This is a genomic window from Exiguobacterium alkaliphilum 12/1 (assembly GCF_000714435.1).
Taxonomy (GTDB): domain Bacteria; phylum Bacillota; class Bacilli; order Exiguobacteriales; family Exiguobacteriaceae; genus Exiguobacterium; species Exiguobacterium alkaliphilum.
In genome coordinates, this window is sequence record NZ_JJMW01000041.1 from 1 (window position 1) to 22,534 (window position 22,534).

At 52.9% G+C, this 22,534-nt stretch carries 24 protein-coding genes and 1 other annotated feature (1 of these 25 cut by a window edge); of the genes, 9 read left to right on the forward strand and 15 right to left on the reverse strand.

What is annotated here, in order from left to right:
- Nucleotides 1-34: 34 nt before the first annotated feature.
- The gene (locus tag RT52_RS08515) at nt 35-337 is read right to left on the reverse strand and encodes a hypothetical protein (protein ID WP_034816681.1); all 303 of its coding nucleotides are present in this window, start codon (nt 335-337) and stop codon (nt 35-37) included.
- Between the two features lie 114 nt (nt 338-451).
- Between RT52_RS08515 and RT52_RS08520 the strand changes: the two genes are divergently transcribed.
- Nucleotides 452-925: a YwpF family protein gene (locus RT52_RS08520; RefSeq protein WP_034809058.1), complete on the forward strand. Its 474-nt coding sequence runs from the start codon at nt 452-454 to the stop codon at nt 923-925.
- A gap of 75 nt (nt 926-1,000) precedes the next feature.
- On the opposite strand, the gene RT52_RS08525 is transcribed toward RT52_RS08520, so the two are convergent.
- The 3 genes from RT52_RS08525 to RT52_RS08535 form a co-directional block, all read right to left on the reverse strand.
- On the reverse strand, nt 1,001-1,477 hold the full coding sequence (locus RT52_RS08525) for a DUF456 domain-containing protein (RefSeq protein WP_034809057.1): 477 nt from the start codon (nt 1,475-1,477) through the stop codon (nt 1,001-1,003).
- Between the two features lie 10 nt (nt 1,478-1,487).
- A complete protein-coding gene (locus RT52_RS08530) occupies nt 1,488-2,087 on the reverse strand; it encodes a histidine phosphatase family protein (RefSeq protein WP_034816683.1) in 600 nt (199 codons plus the stop codon).
- Between the two features lie 67 nt (nt 2,088-2,154).
- On the reverse strand, nt 2,155-3,090 hold the full coding sequence (locus RT52_RS08535) for an alpha/beta hydrolase (RefSeq protein WP_034816685.1): 936 nt from the start codon (nt 3,088-3,090) through the stop codon (nt 2,155-2,157).
- Between the two features lie 171 nt (nt 3,091-3,261).
- Here RT52_RS08535 and RT52_RS08540 point away from each other — a divergent pair, with 171 nt between their 5' ends.
- A complete protein-coding gene (locus tag RT52_RS08540) occupies nt 3,262-4,308 on the forward strand; it encodes a metal ABC transporter solute-binding protein, Zn/Mn family (protein ID WP_034816687.1) in 1,047 nt (348 codons plus the stop codon).
- Between the two features lie 40 nt (nt 4,309-4,348).
- Here the strand turns inward: RT52_RS08540 and RT52_RS08545 are convergent, their stop codons facing one another.
- The 5 genes from RT52_RS08545 to RT52_RS08565 form a co-directional block, all read right to left on the reverse strand.
- Complete coding sequence (locus RT52_RS08545) at nt 4,349-4,795, reverse strand: hypothetical protein (RefSeq protein ID WP_034816690.1); 447 nt, start codon at nt 4,793-4,795, stop codon at nt 4,349-4,351.
- A gap of 46 nt (nt 4,796-4,841) precedes the next feature.
- Nucleotides 4,842-5,297, reverse strand: coding sequence for a DUF1877 family protein (locus RT52_RS08550; protein WP_034816692.1), 456 nt, complete (start codon nt 5,295-5,297; stop codon nt 4,842-4,844).
- A gap of 84 nt (nt 5,298-5,381) precedes the next feature.
- Complete coding sequence (locus RT52_RS08555; RefSeq protein ID WP_034816694.1) at nt 5,382-6,827, reverse strand: alanine/glycine:cation symporter family protein; 1,446 nt, start codon at nt 6,825-6,827, stop codon at nt 5,382-5,384.
- A gap of 182 nt (nt 6,828-7,009) precedes the next feature.
- Complete coding sequence (locus tag RT52_RS08560) at nt 7,010-9,481, reverse strand: CoA-disulfide reductase (RefSeq protein ID WP_034816695.1); 2,472 nt, start codon at nt 9,479-9,481, stop codon at nt 7,010-7,012.
- Nucleotides 9,478-9,783: a rhodanese-like domain-containing protein gene (locus tag RT52_RS08565; protein WP_034807533.1), complete on the reverse strand. Its 306-nt coding sequence runs from the start codon at nt 9,781-9,783 to the stop codon at nt 9,478-9,480. Before RT52_RS08565 ends, RT52_RS08560 begins: the two co-directional genes overlap by 4 nt.
- Nucleotides 9,784-10,067: 284 nt before the next feature.
- On the opposite strand from RT52_RS08565, the gene RT52_RS08570 reads away from it, so the two are divergent.
- From RT52_RS08570 to RT52_RS08580, 3 genes are all read left to right on the forward strand, one after another.
- Nucleotides 10,068-10,334: a metal-sensitive transcriptional regulator gene (locus tag RT52_RS08570; RefSeq protein ID WP_021068154.1), complete on the forward strand. Its 267-nt coding sequence runs from the start codon at nt 10,068-10,070 to the stop codon at nt 10,332-10,334.
- 66 nt (nt 10,335-10,400) lie between these two features.
- Nucleotides 10,401-10,832 (forward strand): type III secretion system chaperone family protein, encoded by a 432-nt coding sequence (locus tag RT52_RS08575; RefSeq protein WP_034807535.1) that lies wholly within the window; start codon nt 10,401-10,403, stop codon nt 10,830-10,832.
- An 88-nt stretch (nt 10,833-10,920) separates the two neighbouring features.
- Nucleotides 10,921-11,868: a DUF4003 family protein gene (locus RT52_RS08580; protein ID WP_034816698.1), complete on the forward strand. Its 948-nt coding sequence runs from the start codon at nt 10,921-10,923 to the stop codon at nt 11,866-11,868.
- Between the two features lie 20 nt (nt 11,869-11,888).
- On the opposite strand, the gene RT52_RS08585 is transcribed toward RT52_RS08580, so the two are convergent.
- Nucleotides 11,889-12,611, reverse strand: coding sequence for a YwiC-like family protein (locus tag RT52_RS08585; RefSeq protein ID WP_034816701.1), 723 nt, complete (start codon nt 12,609-12,611; stop codon nt 11,889-11,891).
- A gap of 300 nt (nt 12,612-12,911) precedes the next feature.
- Here RT52_RS08585 and RT52_RS16375 point away from each other — a divergent pair, with 300 nt between their 5' ends.
- Nucleotides 12,912-13,178, forward strand: a complete 267-nt coding sequence (locus RT52_RS16375) for a hypothetical protein (RefSeq protein ID WP_156028800.1) — start codon at nt 12,912-12,914, stop codon at nt 13,176-13,178.
- Nucleotides 13,179-13,197: 19 nt separating this feature from the next.
- Here RT52_RS16375 and RT52_RS08595 read toward each other — a convergent pair whose 3' ends face one another.
- The 3 genes from RT52_RS08595 to RT52_RS08605 all read right to left on the reverse strand — a co-directional run bounded on the left by RT52_RS08595 (nt 13,198) and on the right by RT52_RS08605 (nt 17,110).
- Nucleotides 13,198-13,839: a YitT family protein gene (locus tag RT52_RS08595; RefSeq protein ID WP_034816706.1), complete on the reverse strand. Its 642-nt coding sequence runs from the start codon at nt 13,837-13,839 to the stop codon at nt 13,198-13,200.
- Nucleotides 13,840-14,091: 252 nt separating this feature from the next.
- A complete protein-coding gene (locus RT52_RS08600; RefSeq protein WP_034816708.1) occupies nt 14,092-16,215 on the reverse strand; it encodes an MMPL family transporter in 2,124 nt (707 codons plus the stop codon).
- A gap of 103 nt (nt 16,216-16,318) precedes the next feature.
- Nucleotides 16,319-17,110, reverse strand: coding sequence for a hypothetical protein (locus tag RT52_RS08605; RefSeq protein WP_034816711.1), 792 nt, complete (start codon nt 17,108-17,110; stop codon nt 16,319-16,321).
- Between the two features lie 139 nt (nt 17,111-17,249).
- Between RT52_RS08605 and RT52_RS16200 the strand changes: the two genes are divergently transcribed.
- On the forward strand, nt 17,250-17,414 hold the full coding sequence (locus RT52_RS16200) for a YycC family protein (protein ID WP_081825796.1): 165 nt from the start codon (nt 17,250-17,252) through the stop codon (nt 17,412-17,414).
- 18 nt (nt 17,415-17,432) lie between these two features.
- Here the strand turns inward: RT52_RS16200 and pulA are convergent, their stop codons facing one another.
- Nucleotides 17,433-19,427 (reverse strand): type I pullulanase, encoded by a 1,995-nt coding sequence (pulA, locus tag RT52_RS08610; RefSeq protein WP_034816713.1) that lies wholly within the window; start codon nt 19,425-19,427, stop codon nt 17,433-17,435.
- Nucleotides 19,428-19,496: 69 nt separating this feature from the next.
- Here pulA and RT52_RS08615 point away from each other — a divergent pair, with 69 nt between their 5' ends.
- Together RT52_RS08615 and RT52_RS08620 are read left to right on the forward strand one after the other, a co-directional pair.
- Entirely contained in the window at nt 19,497-19,988 is a 492-nt protein-coding gene (locus tag RT52_RS08615) for a YajQ family cyclic di-GMP-binding protein (RefSeq protein ID WP_034804297.1), read from the forward strand.
- On the forward strand, nt 19,985-20,563 hold the full coding sequence (locus RT52_RS08620; RefSeq protein ID WP_034816716.1) for a metallophosphoesterase family protein: 579 nt from the start codon (nt 19,985-19,987) through the stop codon (nt 20,561-20,563). The genes RT52_RS08615 and RT52_RS08620 overlap by 4 nt, the downstream gene beginning before the upstream one ends.
- Before the next feature lie 38 nt (nt 20,564-20,601).
- Here the strand turns inward: RT52_RS08620 and argS are convergent, their stop codons facing one another.
- Entirely contained in the window at nt 20,602-22,284 is a 1,683-nt protein-coding gene (gene argS / locus RT52_RS08625) for an arginine--tRNA ligase (protein ID WP_034816719.1), read from the reverse strand.
- Nucleotides 22,285-22,340: 56 nt separating this feature from the next.
- Nucleotides 22,341-22,534, reverse strand: a binding site (T-box leader) (it continues 20 nt past the right edge of the window).

Sequence of the window (22,534 nt, forward strand, 5' to 3'; positions counted from 1 at the left end):
TAAATCTACTGAGTTATGTCCCAGCCTCTTCTTTTTACGCGGTCGTCATCTCGCGCGCATGGTGTTGATCTTCTTTTCTCCGAAAGTAAAGCGCCACAGAAAGAGAAATCAAAATCAAGATGAAATAGACGGTCCGTTGCCAAAACGTCGCCTCCGTATCCCCTTGGAACAAAGCGATAATATAGTCACTTCCGCTCAACAGGAACAGCCCTGCTAGCAAGAGGAAGATGCGATAGCCGGCCCGACTACGTTGTTGTTTTACTTTGAAGAAAAGGACACCATAATAGACGATGGCCAGTATCGCGAAATATCCGATAACCCCTACAACCCAACTCATTCTGATGCCTCCTCCTTTACTCACGAACCTTGTTACTCCCACGTTATCATAACACATCTTCACAGGCGGACTATGTTAAGATGTTCTAAAGAAACCGTGGAAGGGATTGATTCGATGAAAACGTTTCGCCTCGTCCAAGTCCGCCTCGTCCAAGACGAATACGGCAACGAGTTGAACCTCCCGATTGAGCTCGTCGACGGACTGATCATCTCGAAAGAACACGATAACGAATGGTTGCTCGAGATGCTCGTCCCGACCGAGTTCGCCGTGACGCTCCATCACTATTTAAACAAGCGGATGTTGCTCCTCGCCGAGGCAGTCATCACATCCCCTGCGAACCGCCCGGCGGCCATCGCGTTGACGTTCACAAGTGAACGCTCGCTCTCGAACCACCATACGTTCGTCGCGGAAGGCTTGATGTTACTACCGAAACAAGACCCGACGAAGCAAGTGCTCGATTCGCTCATCGCCGACGGGGTGACAGGCAGCGACTTGAAGCCTTCTTTCTTCGAGAAACAAGTCGAGCATCAGCAAACATTCAGCCGCTCCGCCTTCAATCAGCTCGTCAAGACAGGGTCGTTCGAATAATCGGACGGTCCTGCTTTTCTTTCCCCGTTTTATTTACATCCTCAACCCAAAAAGACGAAGAAAATCTCTTCGTCTTCAAATGTAGATGAAAAACAAGATGACCATCATCGTCATCCCGACGACTTTCAAAAGCGTACTGCCTAAAAAGGCGAGGACGGTCCCGACGCCGATGCTCCAAGCTTCCCGCGTCGACTTGCCAAGCGTGAGTTCGGCCAGGAACGCGAAGATGAACGGGAAGATAAGTACACCGACGAGCGGAAAGATGAACGGGCCGGCAATCAGCCCGATCGTCGCCCCCCATTTCGCCCGCTCGGAACCGCCCCGTTTATCGACTGTCGCTCGCGTGACGATATAATCGACGGCGAACAAGAAGACGAGGAAGACGATTTGCCATAGCCAAAACGTCCATGTGAGCGGCTCGAACGAGAACCCGAACCCGTAAATCAAGTATCCGATGAACAAGAACAATACGCTCGGGATGACCGGATAAATCAGCCCTATGAACGCAACGACGAATGATGCGATGATGAATATCCAGAGCAGTGTCGACATATGCCTCTCCTCACTTCACAGCGATTTCGTTGGAAATATGGTCGGCCACGTTCACCGCTTTGACGATGAAGCGTCCGTCCTTGTGTTCGATATAGTTCGAGCAAGCGTTACGCATCGCATGACGGAACGTATACGTCTCGTCGATGGCCGACAGCGCCGCCTTGATGGCATGGGAATGACAGACGACGATGACACGTTTCCCTTCATACGTCTTGACGAGATGTTCCATCCCCTCAAGCACACGGGACCGCATCTCATCTTCTGATTCAAGACCGGGCACACGCGTCTGGTCGTCCGCTTGTACCGCTTCATAGATACCCGGTACCGGTTGCCCCGAAGCCGCTCCGAATTCACGTTCGATGAATCGTGCGTCCGTGATGATTTCGGCCGGGTCAAAGCCGCACGCCTCGGCGATATATTGGGCCGTGTCGACGGCGCGGACTAATGGACTCGCGACGATGACGTCCCATGCTTCTTGACTTAAAAAGGCCGCGCTCTCTTCGGCTTGCCGATGCCCGAGCGCGTTGAGCGGGATATCTTCCCGTCCTTGAATGATTTCATTAAAATTCCAATCGGTCTGACCATGTCGGACCAAACAAAGCTCTGTCACGCCAGTCACTCCTTTTTGTTCTCTAAAACCATGTCCCATCGTACCATCTTTTCAGAAAAGTGCAACGTCACGTGAGCGCGTCGTCGATGAAGCGATCGATGCGGTTCATCAGTTTCTCTTCTTTGATCGGATTGTCGGATTGGAGAAAGCTCGCTAAGGAGTGGGTACCGTTCGGGAATGAGATGAGCTGGACGTTCGCGCCGACTTCGCTCGCATGTTCGACGAAATGAAGCGCTTGTCCGAACGGGACGATTGGGTCTTTTTTGCCGTGCAACAGTAAAATCGGTGGCGCGTCATCGTAAAGATGTGTCACCGGGGAACATTTCACCATCAACTCGCGCCACTCTTCTCGGCTACCTTCATAGAACTTCAGGTGGGCGATCCACGTCTGGATGAACTTGAACAACAGGAAGTTCGTCGGCGGATAGAGCGCGATCACGCCTTTGACCGGCGGGACGTCGGCGCCGAGGTCCCCGATAAACTGCTTCTCCCGATCGAGTGCCGTCGCAAGCATCAATGCGGCCCCGGCCGAGTCGCCCCAGACAATCAATTTGTCGACATCGAGGTTGAGCAGGCTATCGTGTTGCTTCAAATAATTGAGCGCGTCCGACACGTCGACGATGTTGTCCGGAAAATACACCCCGTCTTCAAACAGACGATAATCGATACTGACGACAGCGAAGCCTTTCGTTAAAAAATGATCGAGCAACGGATGGAACAACGTCACCATCCCACGGTTGCCACGAACGAACGCCCCTCCGTGTGCGTAGACGGCGACAGGGAACGGACCATCCCCCGTCGGATAATATACGTCAAATTGGAGCGGGCGGTCATCGATGATTTTATACGTGTGTGTTCGCCGCTTGCGGGTCGAGGCCCAAACTGGAAGTTCGGGTTCTTGCCAACGCACGAGGGAACCGTACTGATTCCACACGGTGGCACCGGCCGCAGTCGCCGCCGCGAGGGCGGCCCCGCCGACGAACCAGGCGGTCTCCTTTCTCATATACATCCACTCCTCGTTCTTTTTTTAATCATATTCCCTTTTTATCAAAAATCCATCCATCGGAAGTCGGACTTGACGTGCATGAATCTGCCACCTATAATATAAGGCGCAATCACAGAACGTAACCGTTACGGTTTAATGGTTCAATAGAGAGGACAGGTGGAGAATCACATGAATAAAAAGTTACTTAGTGTCGCCGCTGCCGGGACACTGTTTTTAGGCGGATGTGCCAATAATGGAGACAGCAACGCAGCGGAGGAAGCGAACAATCAGTTGACCGTTTACGCATCGACGTTCGCCTTGAAGTCGATCGCAGAAGAAATCGGTGGCGACCGTGTCCGTGTCGAGATGGTCATCCCGCCTGGCGCAGACCCACACACGTACGAACCGACGTCACGTCAAATGACACAAATCGCCGAAGCGGACTTGTTCTTGACGGTCGGACACGACCTCGAGCCTTACGTCGAGTCGATGGAGAAGAGCCTCGCGAACGAGAACGTCACGTTCGTCAAAACAGCCGAAGACGTCTCGTTACTTGATGCTGACAAGACGGTCCACGTTCACGGCGAAGACGAACATGCTCATGAAGAGGATGAGCACGGCCACGAGGAAGATGAACATGCGCATGAAGAGGACGAGCACGGCCACGAGGAAGATGAGCATGGACATGAAGCAGAAGATGCACACGGGCATAGTTACGGTCAATACGACCCACACGTCTGGCTCGACCCGATGAACGCCGTCTCGATGGCAGAAGCGGTCGAGGCTTCATTCGCCGATCAGGCACCAGACTATAAGGACGAGTTCGCCGACCGGTTGAGCGCCTTCAAAGCAGAAGCAGAGACGCTCGATGCCGAGTTACAAGCAGCCGTCGACGCCGGATCGAAGAAGCAACTTCTCGTCACACATGCGGCCTACGGCTATCTTGCGGAGCGTTATGGCTTCGAGCAACTCCCGATCGCCGGATTGACCCCGTCTGAAGAGCCGTCTCAACAAGCGTTGAAGCGCGTCATCGAAGAAGCGCGTGCCCACGACTTGACGCATATCGCCTTCGAAGACACAGTGACGCCGAAAGTCGCGGAAGTCGTGAAAAACGAGATTGGCGCCGAAGCGGTGACGATTTACAACTTGGAGTCTGTCACGAAAGAACAGATGGAACAAAGCTATTTCGACTTGATGCGTGAAAACGTCAAAGCACTCGAAATCGCGTTGAAGTAACACGAAAGAACGCTCGGTGCCTGAGGCTCCGAGCGTTCTTTTATGCTTCTGGCTGTTGATCGAGCTGTTTTAGATGAAGCAACAACACCCCGGTCACGAACAGTGTCACGGTCGGAACGGTTGCTCCGATTATCGTTTCCCACCATTCCCCATGTAAATCGAAATAATAAGCGGTCAATAGGCATCCGAGAAAGATCAGGCTGACCGTACCGACTACTTTGACGACCGAGGCGCGCGGATGCCGGTCGTGGATAAACATCGAACTGTTGATGATAGCGAATAACAAGTTTAGAAAGAATAAGCCGAACATGGCCGCGACCAACCACGTATTGTACATAACGAACCCATGCACGGATAAAAAGCTGACCACGAACACTAGCAACGTCAACATGTTGACGCGACCGAGCCATTTCTGTCCCGTCCGATAGGCAAAAATCGGGCTAATCAATGAAAAAAAGAACGCTGTCGTGATGAAGAAGTCCCCCACCGTGTATCACCATCCATTTTTTCAATATTATACCACCTGATCGACTTCATTCATAGTAAATCAAGACGAGTTCGTCCCGCTCGGCTGCGGCCTCACAATACCGTCGAAGCGACGTCCACTTCAACCAAATCTCGTCGAGTCCGTCATGGTCGACGAACGCCATGTCGGCGACGTCTTCTTTTGTGAACGCACCGAGTGCGTCTCTGACAATGTGCAGCAATTGCGGCGTCAAGATGCCGACGACGACCGCCTGCTCCTCGTTGACGATCAATTCCTCACCGATGACGGCCATCTCTAAATTGTACGTATCGTCTCCATCGAGATACACCTCGATTTGACCGAGCACTTTTTGGAAGCGTCCGATGTTTGGGAGCGTCAACGTGTCATACGTCTCTCGACCTTGCGCGTGGACGTGAAGAAGCCAATCCATGATCATGTCCGGGTCTTGTGCGAACGAGACCCAGACTTCTGGGGAAATGCGTATATAATGTGTCGTCTCCATGAATGAACGCCCCCCTTTTCTATCGTTTTCCCCTCTTTCCGGAGCAAAAAAACCGTCTACGCACGTTCGTAGACGGTTCTTTCGTTATGAGCGGATCGTACCGGTTTTGACTTCTTCCGATTCCGTTTTCCACGCTTCGAGGTACTCACGACCTGGAAGGTCTTCAATCGAATCGGCATAGAATACCGGGTCTTCGCCTTGGCGGCGTTGCTCCAAATAATCGTCAAGCACGAGGCGCGCCACTTTCGCAAGGCGGAAGATGGCATACAAGTTGACGAGCGCCATGAGACCCATGAACACATCGGCAATCGACCAGACGAGACCGGCCGAACGGATTGCCCCGAAGAGGACCATACCAACGACACCGATGCGGTAGAGCGTCACATAAATCTTCTTCTCCGAGATGAACTGGATGTTCGTCTCTCCGTAGTAGTAGTTTCCGAGAATCGAGCTGAACGCGAACAAGAAGATCGCAACCGTCAAGAACGATGTCGCAATCGGACCGACTTCGGCCGTGAGCGCGGCTTGTGTCAACTCGACACCAGCAAACGATTCTGAACCAGCTACGCCAGACAACAAGATAATCATCGCCGTCGACGTACAGATGATGAGCGTATCGACGAAGACGCTAAACGATTGAATCAAGCCTTGTTTGACCGGGTGCGATACTTCTGCTGTCGCGGCCGCGTTCGGGGCCGAACCCATCCCCGCCTCGTTTGAGAAGAGCCCACGACGGATTCCTTGAAGCACCATTGCTCCAATCGCTCCGCCGAACAGTTGCTGAATCCCGAGCACACCTTCTGAGAAGATGAGGCCAAAGACGCTTGGCAATAATGAAGCGTTCGAAATCATAATCCACATCGCGAGCAAGATGTATCCACCTGCCATGACCGGGACGATGATACTCGATAAGATGGCGATCGATTGAACCCCACCGAAGATGACCGCAGCTGTCACGATTGCCAAGATGACCCCGACCGTCGTCGTGCTGACGCCGAACTGGTTACTCATCGAGAGCGAGATCGTGTTCGACTGAACCGAGTTAAACGCGAAGCCGAACGAGAACGTGATGAGGATCGCGAACAAAATCCCGAGCCAACGCTGGCCGAGGGCGCGTTCCATATAGTAAGCCGGTCCCCCGCGCCATGTGCGTCCGTCGCGGATTTTATATACTTGCGCGAGCGTGCTCTCTACGAAAGCCGACGCCGAACCGATGAGGGCGATGAGCCACATCCAGAAGACGGCTCCTGGACCACCGAGGGCGATCGCCGTCGCGACACCCGCGATGTTCCCTGTACCGACACGTGCTGCCGTACCGATGGCGAATGCCTGGAACGACGAGACTTGGCCTTTCTCACGTTTCATCCCTTCTTTGAACAAGAGACGGAACATCTCCGGAAGCATCCGGAACTGGACGAAGCCCATCCGGATCGTAAAGTAAAGGCCTAAGGCGACAAGGACGACGATGAGCACCGACGACCAGAGCAGGTCGTTCGCTTGCCCAACAAACTTTTCAATCATATTCTCCATTGCTTAATCCTCCATAAGTATGAATAGTCATAAGTAAAAGTTATGTCAACTTTCTTAACATGTTTAGAATTATAGGAAAAATATTTGAAAATTGCAATCCTTTTCAACAATCTCATCGTTTGACGCGACCGTAAAAAAGGACGACCGGTCACATAACCGGTCGTCCTTCCGTAAAGATTTGATTAGATAAAGAGGTTCAAGTTGCCGCCTTCAGCTGCCCCGAGGTATGCTGCCACACCACCGAGGTCGATGCCATCGATCAACTCTTCTTCTTTGATGCCCATGACGTCCATCGACATCGTGCAAGCGACCATTTTGACGCCTGCCTCTTGGGCTGACTTAATCATTTCGTCGAGTGATGGGACGTTCTTGTCACTCATGACTTTCTTCATCATCTTCTGTCCGACGCCACCGAAGTTCATGTTCGAGAGCGGGAGTTCGCCTGCGTGTGACGGCATCATCATGCCGAACATCTTCTCGAGACCTTGTTTCTTCACTTCCGGTGCGTCCGGTTTACGGATGACGTTGAGACCCCAGAACGTGAAGAACATCGTCACGTCTTTACCCATCGCCGCCGCACCCTGGGCGATGATGAATGAAGCGAGGGCACGGTCAAGGTCACCGCTGAAGACGACCATCGATGCGCCGTCAGCTGCTGGTGCACCTGCTTGGACGGCCGCAGGGCCATTTCCTTTTTGAAGAATCGCTTCAACTCGACCGTTGACGAACTGTTTCGAAACGAGTTTGTTGCCCGTCTTTTTCGCCCACGCCTCGATGTCAGCGAAGAAGCCTGGATCGCTTGCGAGGACACGAAGTGTCTCGCCTTCGCCTAGTTCAGCGACTTTTTTGTTTACTTCTAAGATCGGTCCCGGGCATTGCAGACCGCACGTATCTAGGAAAATCGGTTCCCCGATTGGTTGATTCATCATTGCTTGTGGTGCCTCCTTCGTAGCTGTCGCGGCTGTTTCGTCCGCCGCAGTCTTCGTGCCTTCCTCAATCGCATCGAAATCACGCTTCACTTGTGACCATGTTTTGTAGCCACCGCTCAAGTTCTTCACTTTGAAGCCGTTTTGACGCAAGATGCGGGCAGCAAGGTATCCGCGAAGACCGACTTGGCATGTCACGTAAATCGTTTCGTCTTTGCTGTAGTTGTCCAAGTTGTCACGAAGCGAGTTGACCGGGACGTTAATCGATCCCGGGATTTTCCCAAGTTCGTGTTCCGACTCGTCACGGACGTCGAGCAATGTCGCGCCGTTTTTGACCAAGCCTTCAATCTCATCCCAGTGGACGACTTCGTTGTCGCCGAGGACGACGTTCGAGGCGACGTAGCCGATCATGTTGACCGGGTCTTTCGCCGAACTGAACGGCGGTGCGTAGCTGAGTTCAAGGTCTGGGAGGTCGAGGACCGTCAATCCGCCTTTCATCGCTGTCGCAATCACGTCGATTCGTTTGTCGACACCGTTCATGCCGACACCTTGCGCGCCGTAAATCTCACCGGTTGTCGGGTGGAATAAGAGCTTGAGTGACACCGGTGTCGATCCCGGGTAATAACCTGCGTGCGAACCCGGGTGTACGTGGACGGCTTCGAACGCTTTACCGGCCGCTTTCAAACGCTTCTCGTTCCAACCTGTCGACGCGACGGTCATATCGAAGACTTTAGCGATCCCCGTTCCCATCGTCCCGTTGTATTTCACATCGCGACCGTTAATGATATCCGCGACGAGGCGGCCCTGACGGTTGGCCGGCCATGCAAGTGGAACGACCGTCGGCTCTTTGAAGACATAGTCGAGCACCTCGACGGCGTCCCCGATCGCGTAGATGTTCGAATCTGACGTGAGCATCTTCTCGTTGACGCGGATCGCGCCACGAATGCCTGTCTCGAGTCCCGCTTCCGTCGCAATCGACGATTCTGGCGCGACACCGATTGACAAGACAACCATGTCCGTCTCGATGACACGACCGCTCTTCAAGTGGACGCGCTTCCCTTGATTAGAGAACGAGTCGACGCCGTCAGAAAGTTGTAAGTCGACGCCGTGAAGACGCATATGTTCATGCACCGGCGACACCATCTCACGGTCAAGCGGCGTCATGACTTGATCGGCCATCTCGACGAGCGTCACGTCGACGCCACGTTCCCGTAAGTTTTCAGCCATCTCGATGCCGATGAACCCGCCACCGATGACCGTCGCATGTTTCGGCGCTTTCTCATCGACATAGCTGCGGATTTGATCCGTATCTGGGATGTTGCGGAGCGTGAAGATGTCTTCCGCTTCTTCAATCCCCGGGATGTTCGGGCGAATCGGTTTCGCACCCGGCGACAAGATGAGCACATCGTAAGACTCGTCATACGTCTCGCCCGTTTGAACGTGTTTGACCGTGACCGTTTTCTCAGCACGGTTGATTTTCGTCACTTCCGTCAAATTGCGGATATCGAGCTGGAACCGCTTGTTCATTCCCTCGACCGTTTGGACGAGCAGCTTTTGACGGTCTTGAATGACGTCACCGATATAATATGGAAGACCACAGTTCGCGAATGAGATATACTCCCCCCGGTCGAACATGACGATTTGGTTCTCTTCATTTAAGCGACGAAGGCGTGCGGCTGCTGAAGCGCCACCGGCGACTCCACCGACGATTACGATTTTTTTACTCATTGCTCATTTCCTCCTTTGACGACTTCACCTGGCCAACTCATCAAGCCATCTTCTATATTGACCACTTTATAGCCTTTCGCCTCCATTTGCCAAGTCGCCTGCGTGCTGCGTGCGCCTGAACGACAGAGAACGATATATTCTTGATCCGGGTCGAGCGTGTCAATCCAATCCGCCATCTCTGAAAGCGGATAGTTGTTCGCACCGGCAATATGCGCTTCTTGAAACTCGTCGCGTTCACGGACGTCAACGATGTTCACAGGTACTTCAAAATCCATTTGTCGTTTCAAAGCTGATGCTTTCATCGGTTATAACTCCATCCTTTTCTTGTGTAATGAGGTGTTCTTACTCTTCATTTGGTTGCGGGCGTCCAACTCAAGTTTGTGATTCGTTGCACAATTCGCTTCCACGTCATTAATATACCCCCTGTGGTATTTGATTGCAAGGAATATGTTTGACGAAATGGTAAACGTTCAAAAATTCTTCCCATCAAACGTTGTCACTCGACACATACTCCCCTACGTATTAAGATGAGACTACACAAGAAATAGTTGGGTTACTGAACGATTTTTATATAGAGGTGAATCGAATGGAACAGTATCAATACGATGCGAAAGTGTTGAATCGGATGAAGCGTGTCGAAGGTCAAATCCGGGCCATTATTCGCATGATGGAAGAAGGGAAAGAGTGTCGCGACGTCGTCACCCAGTTGAGCGCGGCCCGTTCGGCGCTCGACCGCGCCTCGACGATTATCGTCGCGAAGAATTTAGAGCAATGCATCATCACGGCGCAACAAGATGGCGAAGATACGTCGGAAACGGTCGAAGAGGCCATCAAAATGTTGATGAAACGCTAGTTCCCCTTGCTTTCCCTAGCCAAATGGGCGAAAGTTAGAGTAACGACTTTTAAGGGGGACTTCTTTGTGAACTTCGAAGAAAAAGTGGAATCATTCAAAGCGCTCGTCGCTGAACGCAACATGACGTTCAAAGAGAGCGAGACAGATACGCACGTAACGTTTTTGACGCGTGAAACGACTAAATCTGGGGCTCAGCCCGTTATGATTATCGCCTTCAACAAAAAGACGACGGACGCCGAGCTCTACGCCGCGACCGTGACGCACGTACCGGATTACGTCGAAGACTTGCCGATTTTGAACGCCTTGAACGAGTTCAACCAAGAGTTCAAATACTTCCGTTGCGTCCTCGACAGCGATCGTGACGTCACACTCGCATCGACGCTCGACCTCGACCTCGGCTTCTCACCAGAGATCATCTTGCAACACTCGTTCATGATGTTCCAAGCAGCCGATGAAGTGAACGAGTATATGCAGAAGCTCTACACACAAGTCCAATGACGACAAACCGCCACGGAAAAATCCCGTGGCGGTTTTTTGAATCATTTTTCGTGGTGGTCCGTATACGTATAAAAAGGGGGAATGTACGATGACGACGCGTTACACCCGTTACGTTGAGACACTCGATGCAATCAAACAAGCCACCAAATGGTCGCTCACCGATGACTTCCGGAGGTTGATGGCCATCCATTATGCCATTCACGATGCCCCGTTCGACCCATCCAGGTTTGAACAAGCGCAGGCCGCCTTAAAACAAAGGACAGGCATGTTCTCAAAGTTCCGCGGAACGAACAGTCTCGTCTGGCTCTCATTCCTTGACGCCAAATATGAAGACGTCGCCCCGGCAATCGACGAGGCACTACGCCTCGATCAATTACTCGACCGGAAACATTTCCGTTACAGCACGTTGCGTCCGTTCATCGCGAGTCAACTGCTGAACGTCGACGACCCGGAACGCCGACTCGACGAGGCGACGGCCCTCTATCAAACGTTCAAACAACATCATCCGTGGCTGACGAGCGAAGAAGATTTATTGTCCGCCCTCGTCCTCGTCCAAGCGTTTGACGACCATAGCACTTTGAATGAACGCATCGAGGCGTACTACGAGGCACTGAAGGTCCACGTCTCCCGCTCGAACGAACTCCAGCTCGTTTCGCACTTGCTCACCTTCAGTGAACTCGACCCGACCGATGCCGTCACACGCTTCCTCGATTGGCGGGAGCGGCTCCAACGGCAAAAGATCACCGTCCGAAACGAACATCTGCCACCGCTCGCCCTGCTCACAATCGTCACCGAACCGACCGACGAAACGGTCCAGACCGTTGTCGACATCGTCGTAGCTGAAACCGAGAAGCAGCGTTGGTTCAACACGCATGCGTTAACCATCGCCTTGCAGCTCATCGCCGCCGACACCATTACCGAAGAGGCGAACGAACTGCTACTTCATGGAACGTTCGCCCATCTGCTCGCGATGCAACAAGCGGCCACGGCCGCCGCGACAGTGGCCGTCATCTCGAGTACGTCGTCGAGCGACTAAAAAAAGAAGGGTCTCCCCTTCTATACATATAAATAGGCGCTCAGACAGATTAGGACGAACACAGAATTCGCGATTTCAATGATGCCAATGCGCATAATCGGGACTTGTTTCCCGTAAAAACCAATCGCTCGGATGAGACTCGGTGCATAGGCCAACGCAAGTAACGGATTACCGAGCACGATGAAAGCCATGACGAGCAAGACGTGGTAGCCCCACGACACGTTTCGATACGTTTGGCTCTTTTTCTCTCGAATCATCGTCTTCACGTAAAAGATGCTGCCAAGAAAGTAGAAGTACGGTAAGACGAATAGCCACACCATCGTCCCGTCCACGACGCGCGCCCCGAGATAATAGCTGGCCACCCCGCCGATACAAAACGAGGTGACGGCACTGACGTCGTTCCAAACGTTGCGCTCGTCCTTCATTTTAGCGAAATAAGCGTTGACGAGACCGAACGGGAGCATCGCAAAGACGAACCATATGAGACGCCATTCGGTCAGGAAGACAGGGAGCGCGGCGATGGTTGCAATTAAGAGATAGAGGGTGACTGTACGAAGCAGTTCTTGCGACTTTTTCCGTTGCTTCACGTATTGGAACAAGAAAAACGTACCCATGTAGACGAACAGCCAGGCGATGGCGAACGGGATGTGTGCGAGCGTCCAGCCGCCGACGTTGCCACCAAGTAAAAACGGTAAAATCAGCATCGACCAGGCGCCGTGCTGTTTTGGAATCATCCATTTCATTGTGCTTCACTCCTTCTATGTCGAGTGTAAAGCACGTTGCGATGAAAAAGCTGTGACATTTGTTACTGAGGAACGCAGATTCAATCAATTGTTCAAAAGGAGTAGCTTTGTATGTTTCCATCAAATGAACGAAGAAAAAATAGACGTGTCTTTCTTTATCTGTTCGGATTCGCCTTCATACTGCTACTCATCGGTCGCAGTTCAGTCCCTCTTCCTATCGCTTTCACGACCGCTTTTATTCCGTTTGAAGTTTCGGAGCCGACCTATCTCCCTCTAAAATCGACGGATACATACGGCAACGTGATTCAATTAAATCAGGCTCGTCTCGTCTATAAAAACGACACGGAACAGTTGACCGTCTGGGCGACGACAGACCTCGGTTGGAACCATGTCGCGACGTGGGACGAACCTGTCACATTAGGGGATGGGTCAAACGCTTATTTCAATGACGTGGACGACACTCAAATGGTGAGCTGGCAAGATGGAGGCGTCGAATATGCGATTGATTACAAGGGGCATCGCCTGTCTAAAGACGATTTATTACGAATCGCAAGTTCAATTCAATGATTTCAAACAAAAAACGATCTCACGCGAGATCGTTTTTTGGTGCAAGCTTCGGTTTCATGACTGCCGGCGCAGGCTGTTCAATCACATCGTCCGTCATCATCTTCGTGACGACACGTCCCGCGATCGAGACGGCGACGAGCGTATACAGTGCATTCGACAGCGGCAAATAGATGAGCGAAATCGCCAAGACGATCACATCGAAGGCGATGAGGATCGTTCCGACCGAAATTCCGGTCCACTTCGACAAGCCGAGGGCGAACAAATCGTCCCCTCCCGTCGCTCCGCCTGACTTTAAGACGAGCCCGAGACCGTAACCGGTCACGATACCGCTCGCGATGGCGGCAAAGAGCGTTGCCGGCCACACTTGTACGTCAAACGTGAGCAAGTCGAGCCGATCCCACATCGCATAGCTGAGCGAAAGTGACGCCGCCGCAAGCACGGCTTGCCCGACGAAACGCCAGCCTTTCCACCACAATGCGACTAAAAAGAACGGGATGTCGAGTACGATCATCGAGATTGCCGGATCGATATCAAATAAATAGCGGCCGAGTAACGATAACCCGACGAAGCCCCCTTCTGCCAAACCAAACTGTTCATTCAAATAATAATAACCGAACGCCATAATCAGCGTTCCGAGCACTATGGTAGCAACTCGTTTCATTCCGATTGTCCTCCCCGTTTTCAACGGAGAGGAGGATCCTCAGTCGTAGCTGCGGTTCCATCTGTTCCATCTCCGATCTTCCGTTTGTTGATTTTTACATGAATTCAGCTGTAAAAACTCAACGCTAGAAGTCCGGCAGTTGGAACAGAGGCCACGTCCTCTCGGTATCCATAAAACCCTTCCTTTCTAAAATTGCGCGTAATAATAGAAACAGTTTACCACAATTTCAGTATTCTTTCATTAACTGTACATTTAGTGTAAGTTACGTTTCGGTAAATTCTTCTTGCCGAACCACCACCAGTTCCAGTCCCCGAACAGCTTCATCAAGGATGGGACAAGCAATATCCGGATGATTGTCGCATCAATAAAGATAGCGAGCGCAATCCCGACCCCGAGTTGCTTGATCGGACTGACACCGGTGAAGGCGAACGCGCCGGTGACGACGATCATGATGATTGCAGCGGACGTGATGATTTTACTCGTCTTCGCGAGTCCCATCTCCGTCGCGTAATCGTTGTCCCCGGTCTCCCGGTAATATTCTTCAATCCGTGAGACGAGGAACACCTCGTAATCCATCGACAGGCCGAACACGAGCGAGAAGATGAACACCGGCGTCAAAATACTGATCGTCTCGGCGTCATAGACGTAACCCGATTCGAAGATGATGACGAGGAGTCCAAACGTCGCGCCGAGACCGAGCACGTTCATGATGATCGCTTTAATTGGAATCAAGATGGAACGGAACGCCCACATGAGGATGACGAACGTCGCCAAGATGACGGTGATGACGGCATACGGGATGCTGTCATAGATTTCCTCGTAAATCTCTTCGTTGAACGCAGCCGGGCCCCCGACCTCGAACCCCTTCTCGCGCCAATCGCGGACGAACGCCTGCGCTTCTTTATCGCTCGGCGGCACGTCGAAGCTGACGTTGACGAGGGCGAGGTCCGTATTGCCGTCAAGCGTGACGAGCCGGTCGAACGCCTCAAGTTGTTCCGGAGCAACTTCGGCGAGCTGTTGGAACGCTTCCGGTTCGAGCCCGGATGCCGTCAAGAACGTCGTGACGTTATCGACGATCGGTTCTTCGTTCAATTCGTCGGTCAACGCGACCAGCTCGTCCAAAATCATCGAGTCGGTCAAATCGTTCGTCTCGAACAAGAGGACTGCATCCGTCGCGGTCGTGCCAAACACATCATCCCAGCGTTCTAAGGCGGCACGTGACTCATACGATGTCGGCAACGCATCGGCGGCCGGAATGTTCAGCTCTAAATCGCGAACGAACCAAAGGCTTGGCAACAAGAGGAGAAGCGCAACGAGCGTCATCACGACCGGACGTTTCATCACGAAACGGGCGAGCTGTTGCCAGCGCACTTCAGAACGGACCTCGTTCGTCTTGATGAGACGTCCTTTGTTGATCGCATCGCCGACGATGTAAAGTGCTGACGGCAACAGTGTGAGCGCCGATAGGACGGCACCGGCGACGGCGATGAGCGCGCCGAGCGCGATGGCTTGGAAGACGTCCACTTGAATGAACAACAACCCGGCCAAACCGACGAACACACAAAGCCCTGAGAAAAGAATCGAACGTCCCGCCGTTGCGACCGTCCGAACGATTGCCGCTTCCCGCGACTTCCCTTTTGCCAACTCTTCACGATAACGGTTGACGAGCAGGAGCGAGAAATCGATACCGAGCGCGATGGCAATCATGGCGACCGCGTTCAATACGAAAATCGAAAGCTCCATCGATTGGGCGAAGAAAAAGAGCGCCCCGGCGGCCACGATGAACGTGATCACCCCGACAAAGAGTGGCATGAACGCCGCGAGCGGTGTCCCGAAAACGAGCAAGAGAACGACGAGCGCGACCGGAATCCCAATCAGCTCGGCCCGAATCAAGTCGTTCTTCGATGCCTCGTTCAAGTCATCGGCAAACACCGGCTCACCGGTCAAGCGTACGTCTGTATCCGTATTGGTGATCAACGCGTCCCGGACGGCCTCGATTGACGCCTCGGCCGTCTCGTAGTCGTCAAACTCGAGGAGCAAATACGCGACGTCTCCGGACCGCGCGTCCGGATTCTCATTCGGTGTGATGACACCTTCGACACCGTTCACCGTTTCGAGTTGATCGCGCTGTGCGTCGAGCACCGCGTCGAGGTCCCCGCCTTCAAGTAAGACGATCATCGACGCCCCGGCCCGGTCGAACCGGTCATTCAATTGATCTTCCACTTGGGCGAAGCGACCGTCTTGAATCGCAAACCCGTTCCCCCTCAACTCACCAGGGAGCTGTAGCCCGAAATAAACCGATACCGCCAATAGTACGGTCCAAATCGCGACAACTATGTAGCGCCAGCGGACCAAATGCTGTCCTAATCGTTCCATTCTTGTCCTCTCCTCTCCATCTCACAAGACTCTTCCCGTTTTGACGGTCTTTCATCAGAGTCTTCACAAAAAATTCCTGAACCTTGAATGAGGTTCAGGAACGTCAACGCTCGAACACTTGAATCCAGCTGTGACAAAACCGGCGTGGCGTTGACAAGACGACGAGCCGGTCACCCAACTCGTCTAACAACATGACTTTCAATAAGGCGTTCTCGGCACACACGTCAGAAGAGAAGCGTTCGTGCTCGCGGTCAAACAACTGGAACGACGTCGTCGACGTGATGGCGGTCGTCGTTCCGATTTGGTCGACGATGACCGTATCTCGCTCCCCGCCGTACGGGATGACCCACCGTTCCTTCGCCGCGACATCTTCGACGAGAAAACGTCGATTCAATTCATCATACAACGTGACAAGCCCCGGTGCCGTGAAACGTTCAAAATCATAGTCCGGTTGATACGCCAAGTCGATGACGGCACCGAACGTAGGGACTTCCTCGTAACGACTGTAGCGGAACGTCTTGTCGCGCACGTTCAAGGCGACGAGATCGGACTCTGCCGAGTACAAGTATAAATCGTCCCCGTCCCAATGCGATAAGTTACTGAACCAATCCTCTTGAAACGCGCGTGGTATCGGATGAGACTCCATCGTCCCTGTTTTGAGGTCGAGGACTCCGTATGTTTGCAAGTCGCGGAACATCGCGACCGCTTTCTTTCCATGTGGCTCTATATAAAGTGCGCACGGCGTCCATTCCCACGCGAGTTTCCATTGGATTTGAAACGTCTCGTCAAAAAATAGAAAACCGGTTTGCGCCAAATACAACATCCATCCTCCACCGACACGCTCTAACCATTCGACTGTCTGATGAAATTGATAGTCTGCGACTTGTTTGTACATTTGATCACTTCCTAGCTTAAGCTTAGCAACGACCGAACCGTTTGACGATTTTCAATGTGTTCCGCGAACACATTCTCATTCCATCCCGTTTTACTGTATACTGACGGTAATGAATGAATGGAACGAAAGGAGGGAGCGAATGCGCCCACTTCAACTATCACCCGAGACCGCGGTCGAACTTGCCAAGAAATTAAACGTACCACTCGAGGAACTGATGCATATGCCAAGACACATCCTCGTTCAAAAAATGATGCAACTTGAAGCAAGCGAAGCCGAGGCACCAGACGAAAAGGAGACGGAATGACGTCTCCTTTTCTTGTGCTCACTTTTGCTTGTTCTTGCGTTTTTTCGTGACGTACCAGAGACCGAGGAGCGCGAGCGCGGCCCCACCGGCGACAGCGTACTTGCTGTAATCCGGACGACGTTCCGTCACGACGAGCGTCGATAATGGCGCAATCGTCATATGACGGTCTTCGATGAGACGCGGTGCCGTCAAATTGACCGTATGATCTTCGACGTTCACTTCAAACTTCCCGGACGGCAACTTCACGTCGACCGCCTCTTCAAGGCCGTTATGGTAAACGAGATGACGTTCCACGTATCCTTCGACGTGGCGATGTAGCTCATACGCAATCACGCCTTCCTCCTCGTCGAAGAAACGTAAGTGTTTCCGAATCTGCTCCGCATTCTCGAGACGGAACAACGGATACTGCTTGCGTAAACTAATCAATCCTTTGACATACTCGACGCTCGGCGTCTCAAGCTCGGCCCGGCTCCAGTCCAAGCGGTTGATCACTTCACCAGAGTTGAAACTGTTCTCGTCTCCGTCTTTTGTCCGGAAGAACTCTTGGCCGCTATGGAGGAACGGAATCCCTTGCCCGAGCAACACGATGGACGTCGCGAGTCGATGGCGACGACGGCGCGTCGTCTCGTCATCGTCCGGATTCGTCACGGCGAGCTTGTCCCAAAGCGTCAAGTTGTCATGGCACTCCACGTAGTTGACGACTTGGTTTGGCTCATCGGCAAAGCTTTGACTCGTGACCGCACCGGCGATGCCGCGTTTCACGTCGGCCGTCATGTCGAGATTGCCGCTCACCCAGCCCGGCAAGTCTTCGATGAACACGTCACCGCGCACACCGTCGCGGATGGCGTCATTGAATTGGGCGATGCGCGGCATCTTGCGGGCGTTATGTTGGTTCGCTTTCTTGCGTACCGATAGCGGCGTATCGAGATCCCAGCCTTCCCCGATGACGAGGATGGACGGGTCGACCCGGTCGAGCGCTTTGCGGACTTGGTTCATCGTCTTGACGTCATGCAGCCCCATTAAATCGAAACGGAAGCCGTCAATCATGAACTCTTTCGCCCAGTATGTCACACATTCGACGATCAGCTTACGCATCATCGCTCGCTCCGACGCCGTATCGTTGCCGCACCTAGACCCGTCAGCGAGCGTACCGTCCTCGTTCAACCGATAATAATAGTCCGGCACGAACTGACCGAGCGGCGTCGTCAACGCATCATACGTGTGATTGAAGACGACGTCCATGATGACACGGATCCCGCGGTCATGGAGCGCTTGAATCAATGCCTTCAACTCGATGATACGGGCGGCCGGATCGTCCGCTGACGAGGCGTACGAGCCTTCGACCGCAAAATAGTGGACCGGATCATAACCCCAGTTGTAATTGTCTTCACTTTCTTTCGCCTCATTGACCGAGCCGTAGTCAAAGAACGGCATGAGTTGCAAATGCGTGATGCCGAGCGAGGTGATGTAGTCGAGTCCGGTCGGATAACCGTTCGGCGTCTTCGTGCCGACCTCGGTCATGCCGAGGAATTTACCACGATGCATGACGCCGCTGTCCGGATGGCTCGTCAAGTCGCGGACATGTGCCTCATAGATGACCGCTTCTTGCGAAGAGTGGAAGAGCGGTCGTTCTTTCACCCAATGGTCCGGTTGTAGCGACGACGGGTCGAGCAGACAGCCTCGTTTGCCGTTGACACCGACGACTTTCGCATACGGGTCGAGCGATTCGACACGTTTGCCGGCGACGACCGCCTCGAACACGTAAAACTGTCCTTCGAACGTTTCCCGGTCGAGTTCGATGACCCAAGTCCCTTTCTCGGCGCGCTCAAGCTCCATCCGCTCGAACTTACGGGCTTTTGCCGTCCGGAAAAGCTTGACGGTCATGCCGTCGGCGACGGGCGACCAAACACGCAACCGGATGATGTCGTCTTTAAACGTCACCCCGAGGTCTTTCCCGTGATATGCCATATGGTCTAAATCTACATTTGTCTGTTGATCGATAGTACGTTCCATTCTTTCACTCCTTCACTACTTCAAATCTGCTATCATTATAACAAAACCCTCATAAAGGATGGATGAAACATGGCAAAAGACAATTCTTTTGATATCGTGTCAGAAATGAACCTCGAAGAAGTGAAAAACGCGATTCAAATTGCGGAGAAAGAAATTTTGAACCGCTACGACTTCAAAGGGTCAAAGAGTGAGATGTCACTCGAAAACGGTGACCTCGTCCTCGTCTCCGATGATGACTACAAACTCGAGCAATTAAAAGACGTCCTCATCACGAAGATGATTAAACGTGGCGTCCCGACGAAAAACCTCGACTACCAAAAAGTTGAACGCGCCCTCGGTGGTACGGTCCGTCAACGCGTCAAGTTGAAGAGCGGCATCGACAAGGATGACGCAAAGAAAATCAACAACGCCATTAAAGAATCGAAACTGAAAGTGAAGTCACAAATTCAAGACGACCAAATCCGCGTCACGGGCAAGTCGCGCGATGACCTGCAGGCCGTCATGCAACTCGTTCGCGACCTCGAGTTGTCGGTCGACGCCCAATTCACAAACTACCGATGAAACTCGCCATCATCAGTGACCCACACGGTTCGTTCGCTGATTTGAAAGCTGTGCTCGAGTCGGTCCGGCGCGAGACGGAACACATTCTCTGTCTCGGCGACTTATACGAGTGCCATATCGGCAAAAAGCGGCGCAATGAACGGTTCCATGACGTGACAGACGTCGTCACGTACGACCCGGACTATGAGGCACTCCTCACGTTCCCGAGCCTGCGCGGCAATCAAGAGGAGCGAATCGACGAGGTGCTTGTCGTGTCTCACCCGATCAAGACGCGCATCGCGCTCTTGCCGGAACAGACGACGCTCGATGAGGCATTGTTTTTGCATGGCCATCAAGTGAAGTGGAACGAGGACTGGGAACCCATCATCGCCAAAGGCAAGTACCCGCTCGTCTTTATCGGGCACAGTCATATCCCCGGCATTTACCGAAAAGGTCGCTCGTTGCCTTGGGAGATTGGGACGCCGTTCAAATTGAAAAAGAAACGCTACGTGATCAACGTCGGCGCAATCATTTTCGATCGGGAATGGTGTTTGTACGATACCGAAGCACGAACCGTGACACGGATGAAGGCATAAGAAAAGGGACCTTTAAAAACAGGTCCCTTTTGTCGTGCTTACATTTCTTTTGGTGCTTGAACGCCAATCAAACGGAGTCCTTCTGTCAATACGATTGTCACCGCTTTAACGAGGGCGAGACGCGACTGTTTGCCGGCGTCTTCTTCCAAGACACGGACGTGGCCGTAGTACTTGTTGAACGCTTGGGCCAAGTCAAGGACGTAACGGCTGATGATTGACGGCTCACGACGCTCGTGGGCGCGTGTGATCACGTGTGGGAAGGCGTTAAGCATCGTCACGACACCCCATGTGTAATCGTCGTCCGCACCGGTGAAAGCCGATCCGTCGTAATTCCCTTTACGAAGAAGCGAGTTCGCGCGTGCGTTCGTGTACTGCACGTACGGACCTGTCTCCCCTTCAAACTTGAGCATGCTGTCGAGGTCGAACTCGATGTTGTTGATGCGCTCGTTCTTCAAGTCATGGAAGATGACCGCGCCGACACCGACCATGCGCGCCACGTCGTCCGCGTTTGCAAGTTCCGGGTTCTTCTGGGCGATGTTCGCTTGCGCTTTCTCGATCGCTTCTTTCAACACTTCCTCGAGGAGGACGATGCGGCCTTTACGCGTCGACATCTTCTTTCCTTCTTGCAAAATCAAGCCGAACGGGACGTGGTGCATGCCGTCAACGAAGTCATAACCGAGTTTACGAAGCACAGAGAACAGTTGCTTGAAGTGAAGCGCCTGCTCGCCGCCGACGACGTAGTTCGCCTGGACGAAGTTATACGTCTCATGACGATATACTGCTGCCGCCAAGTCACGCGTCGCGTAAAGCGTCGCGCCGTCTTTCTTCTTGATCAAGCACGGCGGCAAGTTCTCGTCCTCGAGTGAGACGACCATCGCCCCTTCACTCTCGACGAGGAGGTTCTTCTCTTCGAGCATGCCGACGATGCGGTCCATCTTGTCGTTATAGAACGCCTCGCCGTTGAAGCTGTCGAACTCGACACCAAGAAGGTCGTACACTTTTTGGAACTCTTTGAGCGACTCGTCACGGAACCATTGCCAAAGCTCGGTCGCTTCTTCGTTTCCGTCCTCGAGCTTCTTGAACCAAGCGCGACCTTCGTCTTCGAGCTCCGGTTGCGTCTTCGCTTCCTCATGGAAGTGGACGTACAACTTCAAAAGCTCTGCAATCGGGTTGGCGCGCACGGCTGCCTCGTCGCCCCATTTCTTATACGCGACCATGAGCTTTCCGAACTGGGTTCCCCAGTCGCCGAGGTGGTTGATGCCGACGACGTCGTAGCCGTTCTTACGCGCGATTTGGTTAATCGCATTTCCGATCACGGTCGAGCGCAAGTGGCCCATCGAGAACGGTTTGGCGATGTTCGGTGACGAGAAGTCCGTTACGATTGTTTCGTTACGAGTCGCGTGCGTCGCGTAGTCCGTCTTTTCGTCGAGCACCGTGTTGATGATTTCTTGCGAGACGACGTCACGGCTCAAGAAGACGTTGACGTATGGGCCGGCCGCCTCGACTTTCGTGAACAAGTCGTCGTTCAAGTCGTTCGCGATATCTGTCGCGATCATGACCGGGGCCTTGCGATACGCTTTCGCGAGTTGGAAACACGGGAAGGCGAGATCCCCGTGTGCTTCATGTTTTGGTTTTTCGATCAAGTCCTCAATCTGGTCGACCGTCAGTTCGTCGCCGATGACACGGGACAGTGCTTCTGCATACTTGCGTTCATAACTCATTTCATTTCCTCCTTGTCCTCATTCACAACATAAAAAAAACGCCCTTTGCACAGATGCAAAGAGACGGGATGGCCCGCGGTACCACTCTTCTTGCCTGCATGACGCAGACCGCTTTATCGGTGATAACGGGGGTCCCCCGGCTACGCCTACTCAAGGTTCGGGTAGCATCTCAAAAGTGCGTTTCGCGACGTCTGTCAGCCTAGGCTCTCACCAATCCCTAGGTCGCTTTGTTGACTCGACAATCGTTACT

Coding starts and splice junctions, on each gene's coding strand:
- RT52_RS08615 (WP_034804297.1), top strand. CDS start 19,497: ATGGCAAAAGACAATTCTTTTGATATCGTGTCAGAAATGAACCTCGAA.
- RT52_RS08525 (WP_034809057.1), bottom strand. CDS start 1,477: ATGTCGACACTGCTCTGGATATTCATCATCGCATCATTCGTCGTTGCG.
- RT52_RS08570 (WP_021068154.1), top strand. CDS start 10,068: ATGGAACAGTATCAATACGATGCGAAAGTGTTGAATCGGATGAAGCGT.
- RT52_RS08560 (WP_034816695.1), bottom strand. CDS start 9,481: ATGAGTAAAAAAATCGTAATCGTCGGTGGAGTCGCCGGTGGCGCTTCA.
- RT52_RS08595 (WP_034816706.1), bottom strand. CDS start 13,839: ATGAAACGAGTTGCTACCATAGTGCTCGGAACGCTGATTATGGCGTTC.
- RT52_RS08585 (WP_034816701.1), bottom strand. CDS start 12,611: ATGAAATGGATGATTCCAAAACAGCACGGCGCCTGGTCGATGCTGATT.
- pulA (WP_034816713.1), bottom strand. CDS start 19,427: ATGGAACGTACTATCGATCAACAGACAAATGTAGATTTAGACCATATG.
- RT52_RS08540 (WP_034816687.1), top strand. CDS start 3,262: ATGAATAAAAAGTTACTTAGTGTCGCCGCTGCCGGGACACTGTTTTTA.
- argS (WP_034816719.1), bottom strand. CDS start 22,284: ATGAGTTATGAACGCAAGTATGCAGAAGCACTGTCCCGTGTCATCGGC.
- RT52_RS08565 (WP_034807533.1), bottom strand. CDS start 9,783: ATGAAAGCATCAGCTTTGAAACGACAAATGGATTTTGAAGTACCTGTG.
- RT52_RS08605 (WP_034816711.1), bottom strand. CDS start 17,110: ATGTACAAACAAGTCGCAGACTATCAATTTCATCAGACAGTCGAATGG.
- RT52_RS08535 (WP_034816685.1), bottom strand. CDS start 3,090: ATGAGAAAGGAGACCGCCTGGTTCGTCGGCGGGGCCGCCCTCGCGGCG.
- RT52_RS08620 (WP_034816716.1), top strand. CDS start 19,985: ATGAAACTCGCCATCATCAGTGACCCACACGGTTCGTTCGCTGATTTG.
- RT52_RS08520 (WP_034809058.1), top strand. CDS start 452: ATGAAAACGTTTCGCCTCGTCCAAGTCCGCCTCGTCCAAGACGAATAC.
- RT52_RS08600 (WP_034816708.1), bottom strand. CDS start 16,215: ATGGAACGATTAGGACAGCATTTGGTCCGCTGGCGCTACATAGTTGTC.
- RT52_RS08555 (WP_034816694.1), bottom strand. CDS start 6,827: ATGGAGAATATGATTGAAAAGTTTGTTGGGCAAGCGAACGACCTGCTC.
- RT52_RS16200 (WP_081825796.1), top strand. CDS start 17,250: ATGCGCCCACTTCAACTATCACCCGAGACCGCGGTCGAACTTGCCAAG.
- RT52_RS08515 (WP_034816681.1), bottom strand. CDS start 337: ATGAGTTGGGTTGTAGGGGTTATCGGATATTTCGCGATACTGGCCATC.
- RT52_RS08580 (WP_034816698.1), top strand. CDS start 10,921: ATGACGACGCGTTACACCCGTTACGTTGAGACACTCGATGCAATCAAA.
- RT52_RS08550 (WP_034816692.1), bottom strand. CDS start 5,297: ATGGAGACGACACATTATATACGCATTTCCCCAGAAGTCTGGGTCTCG.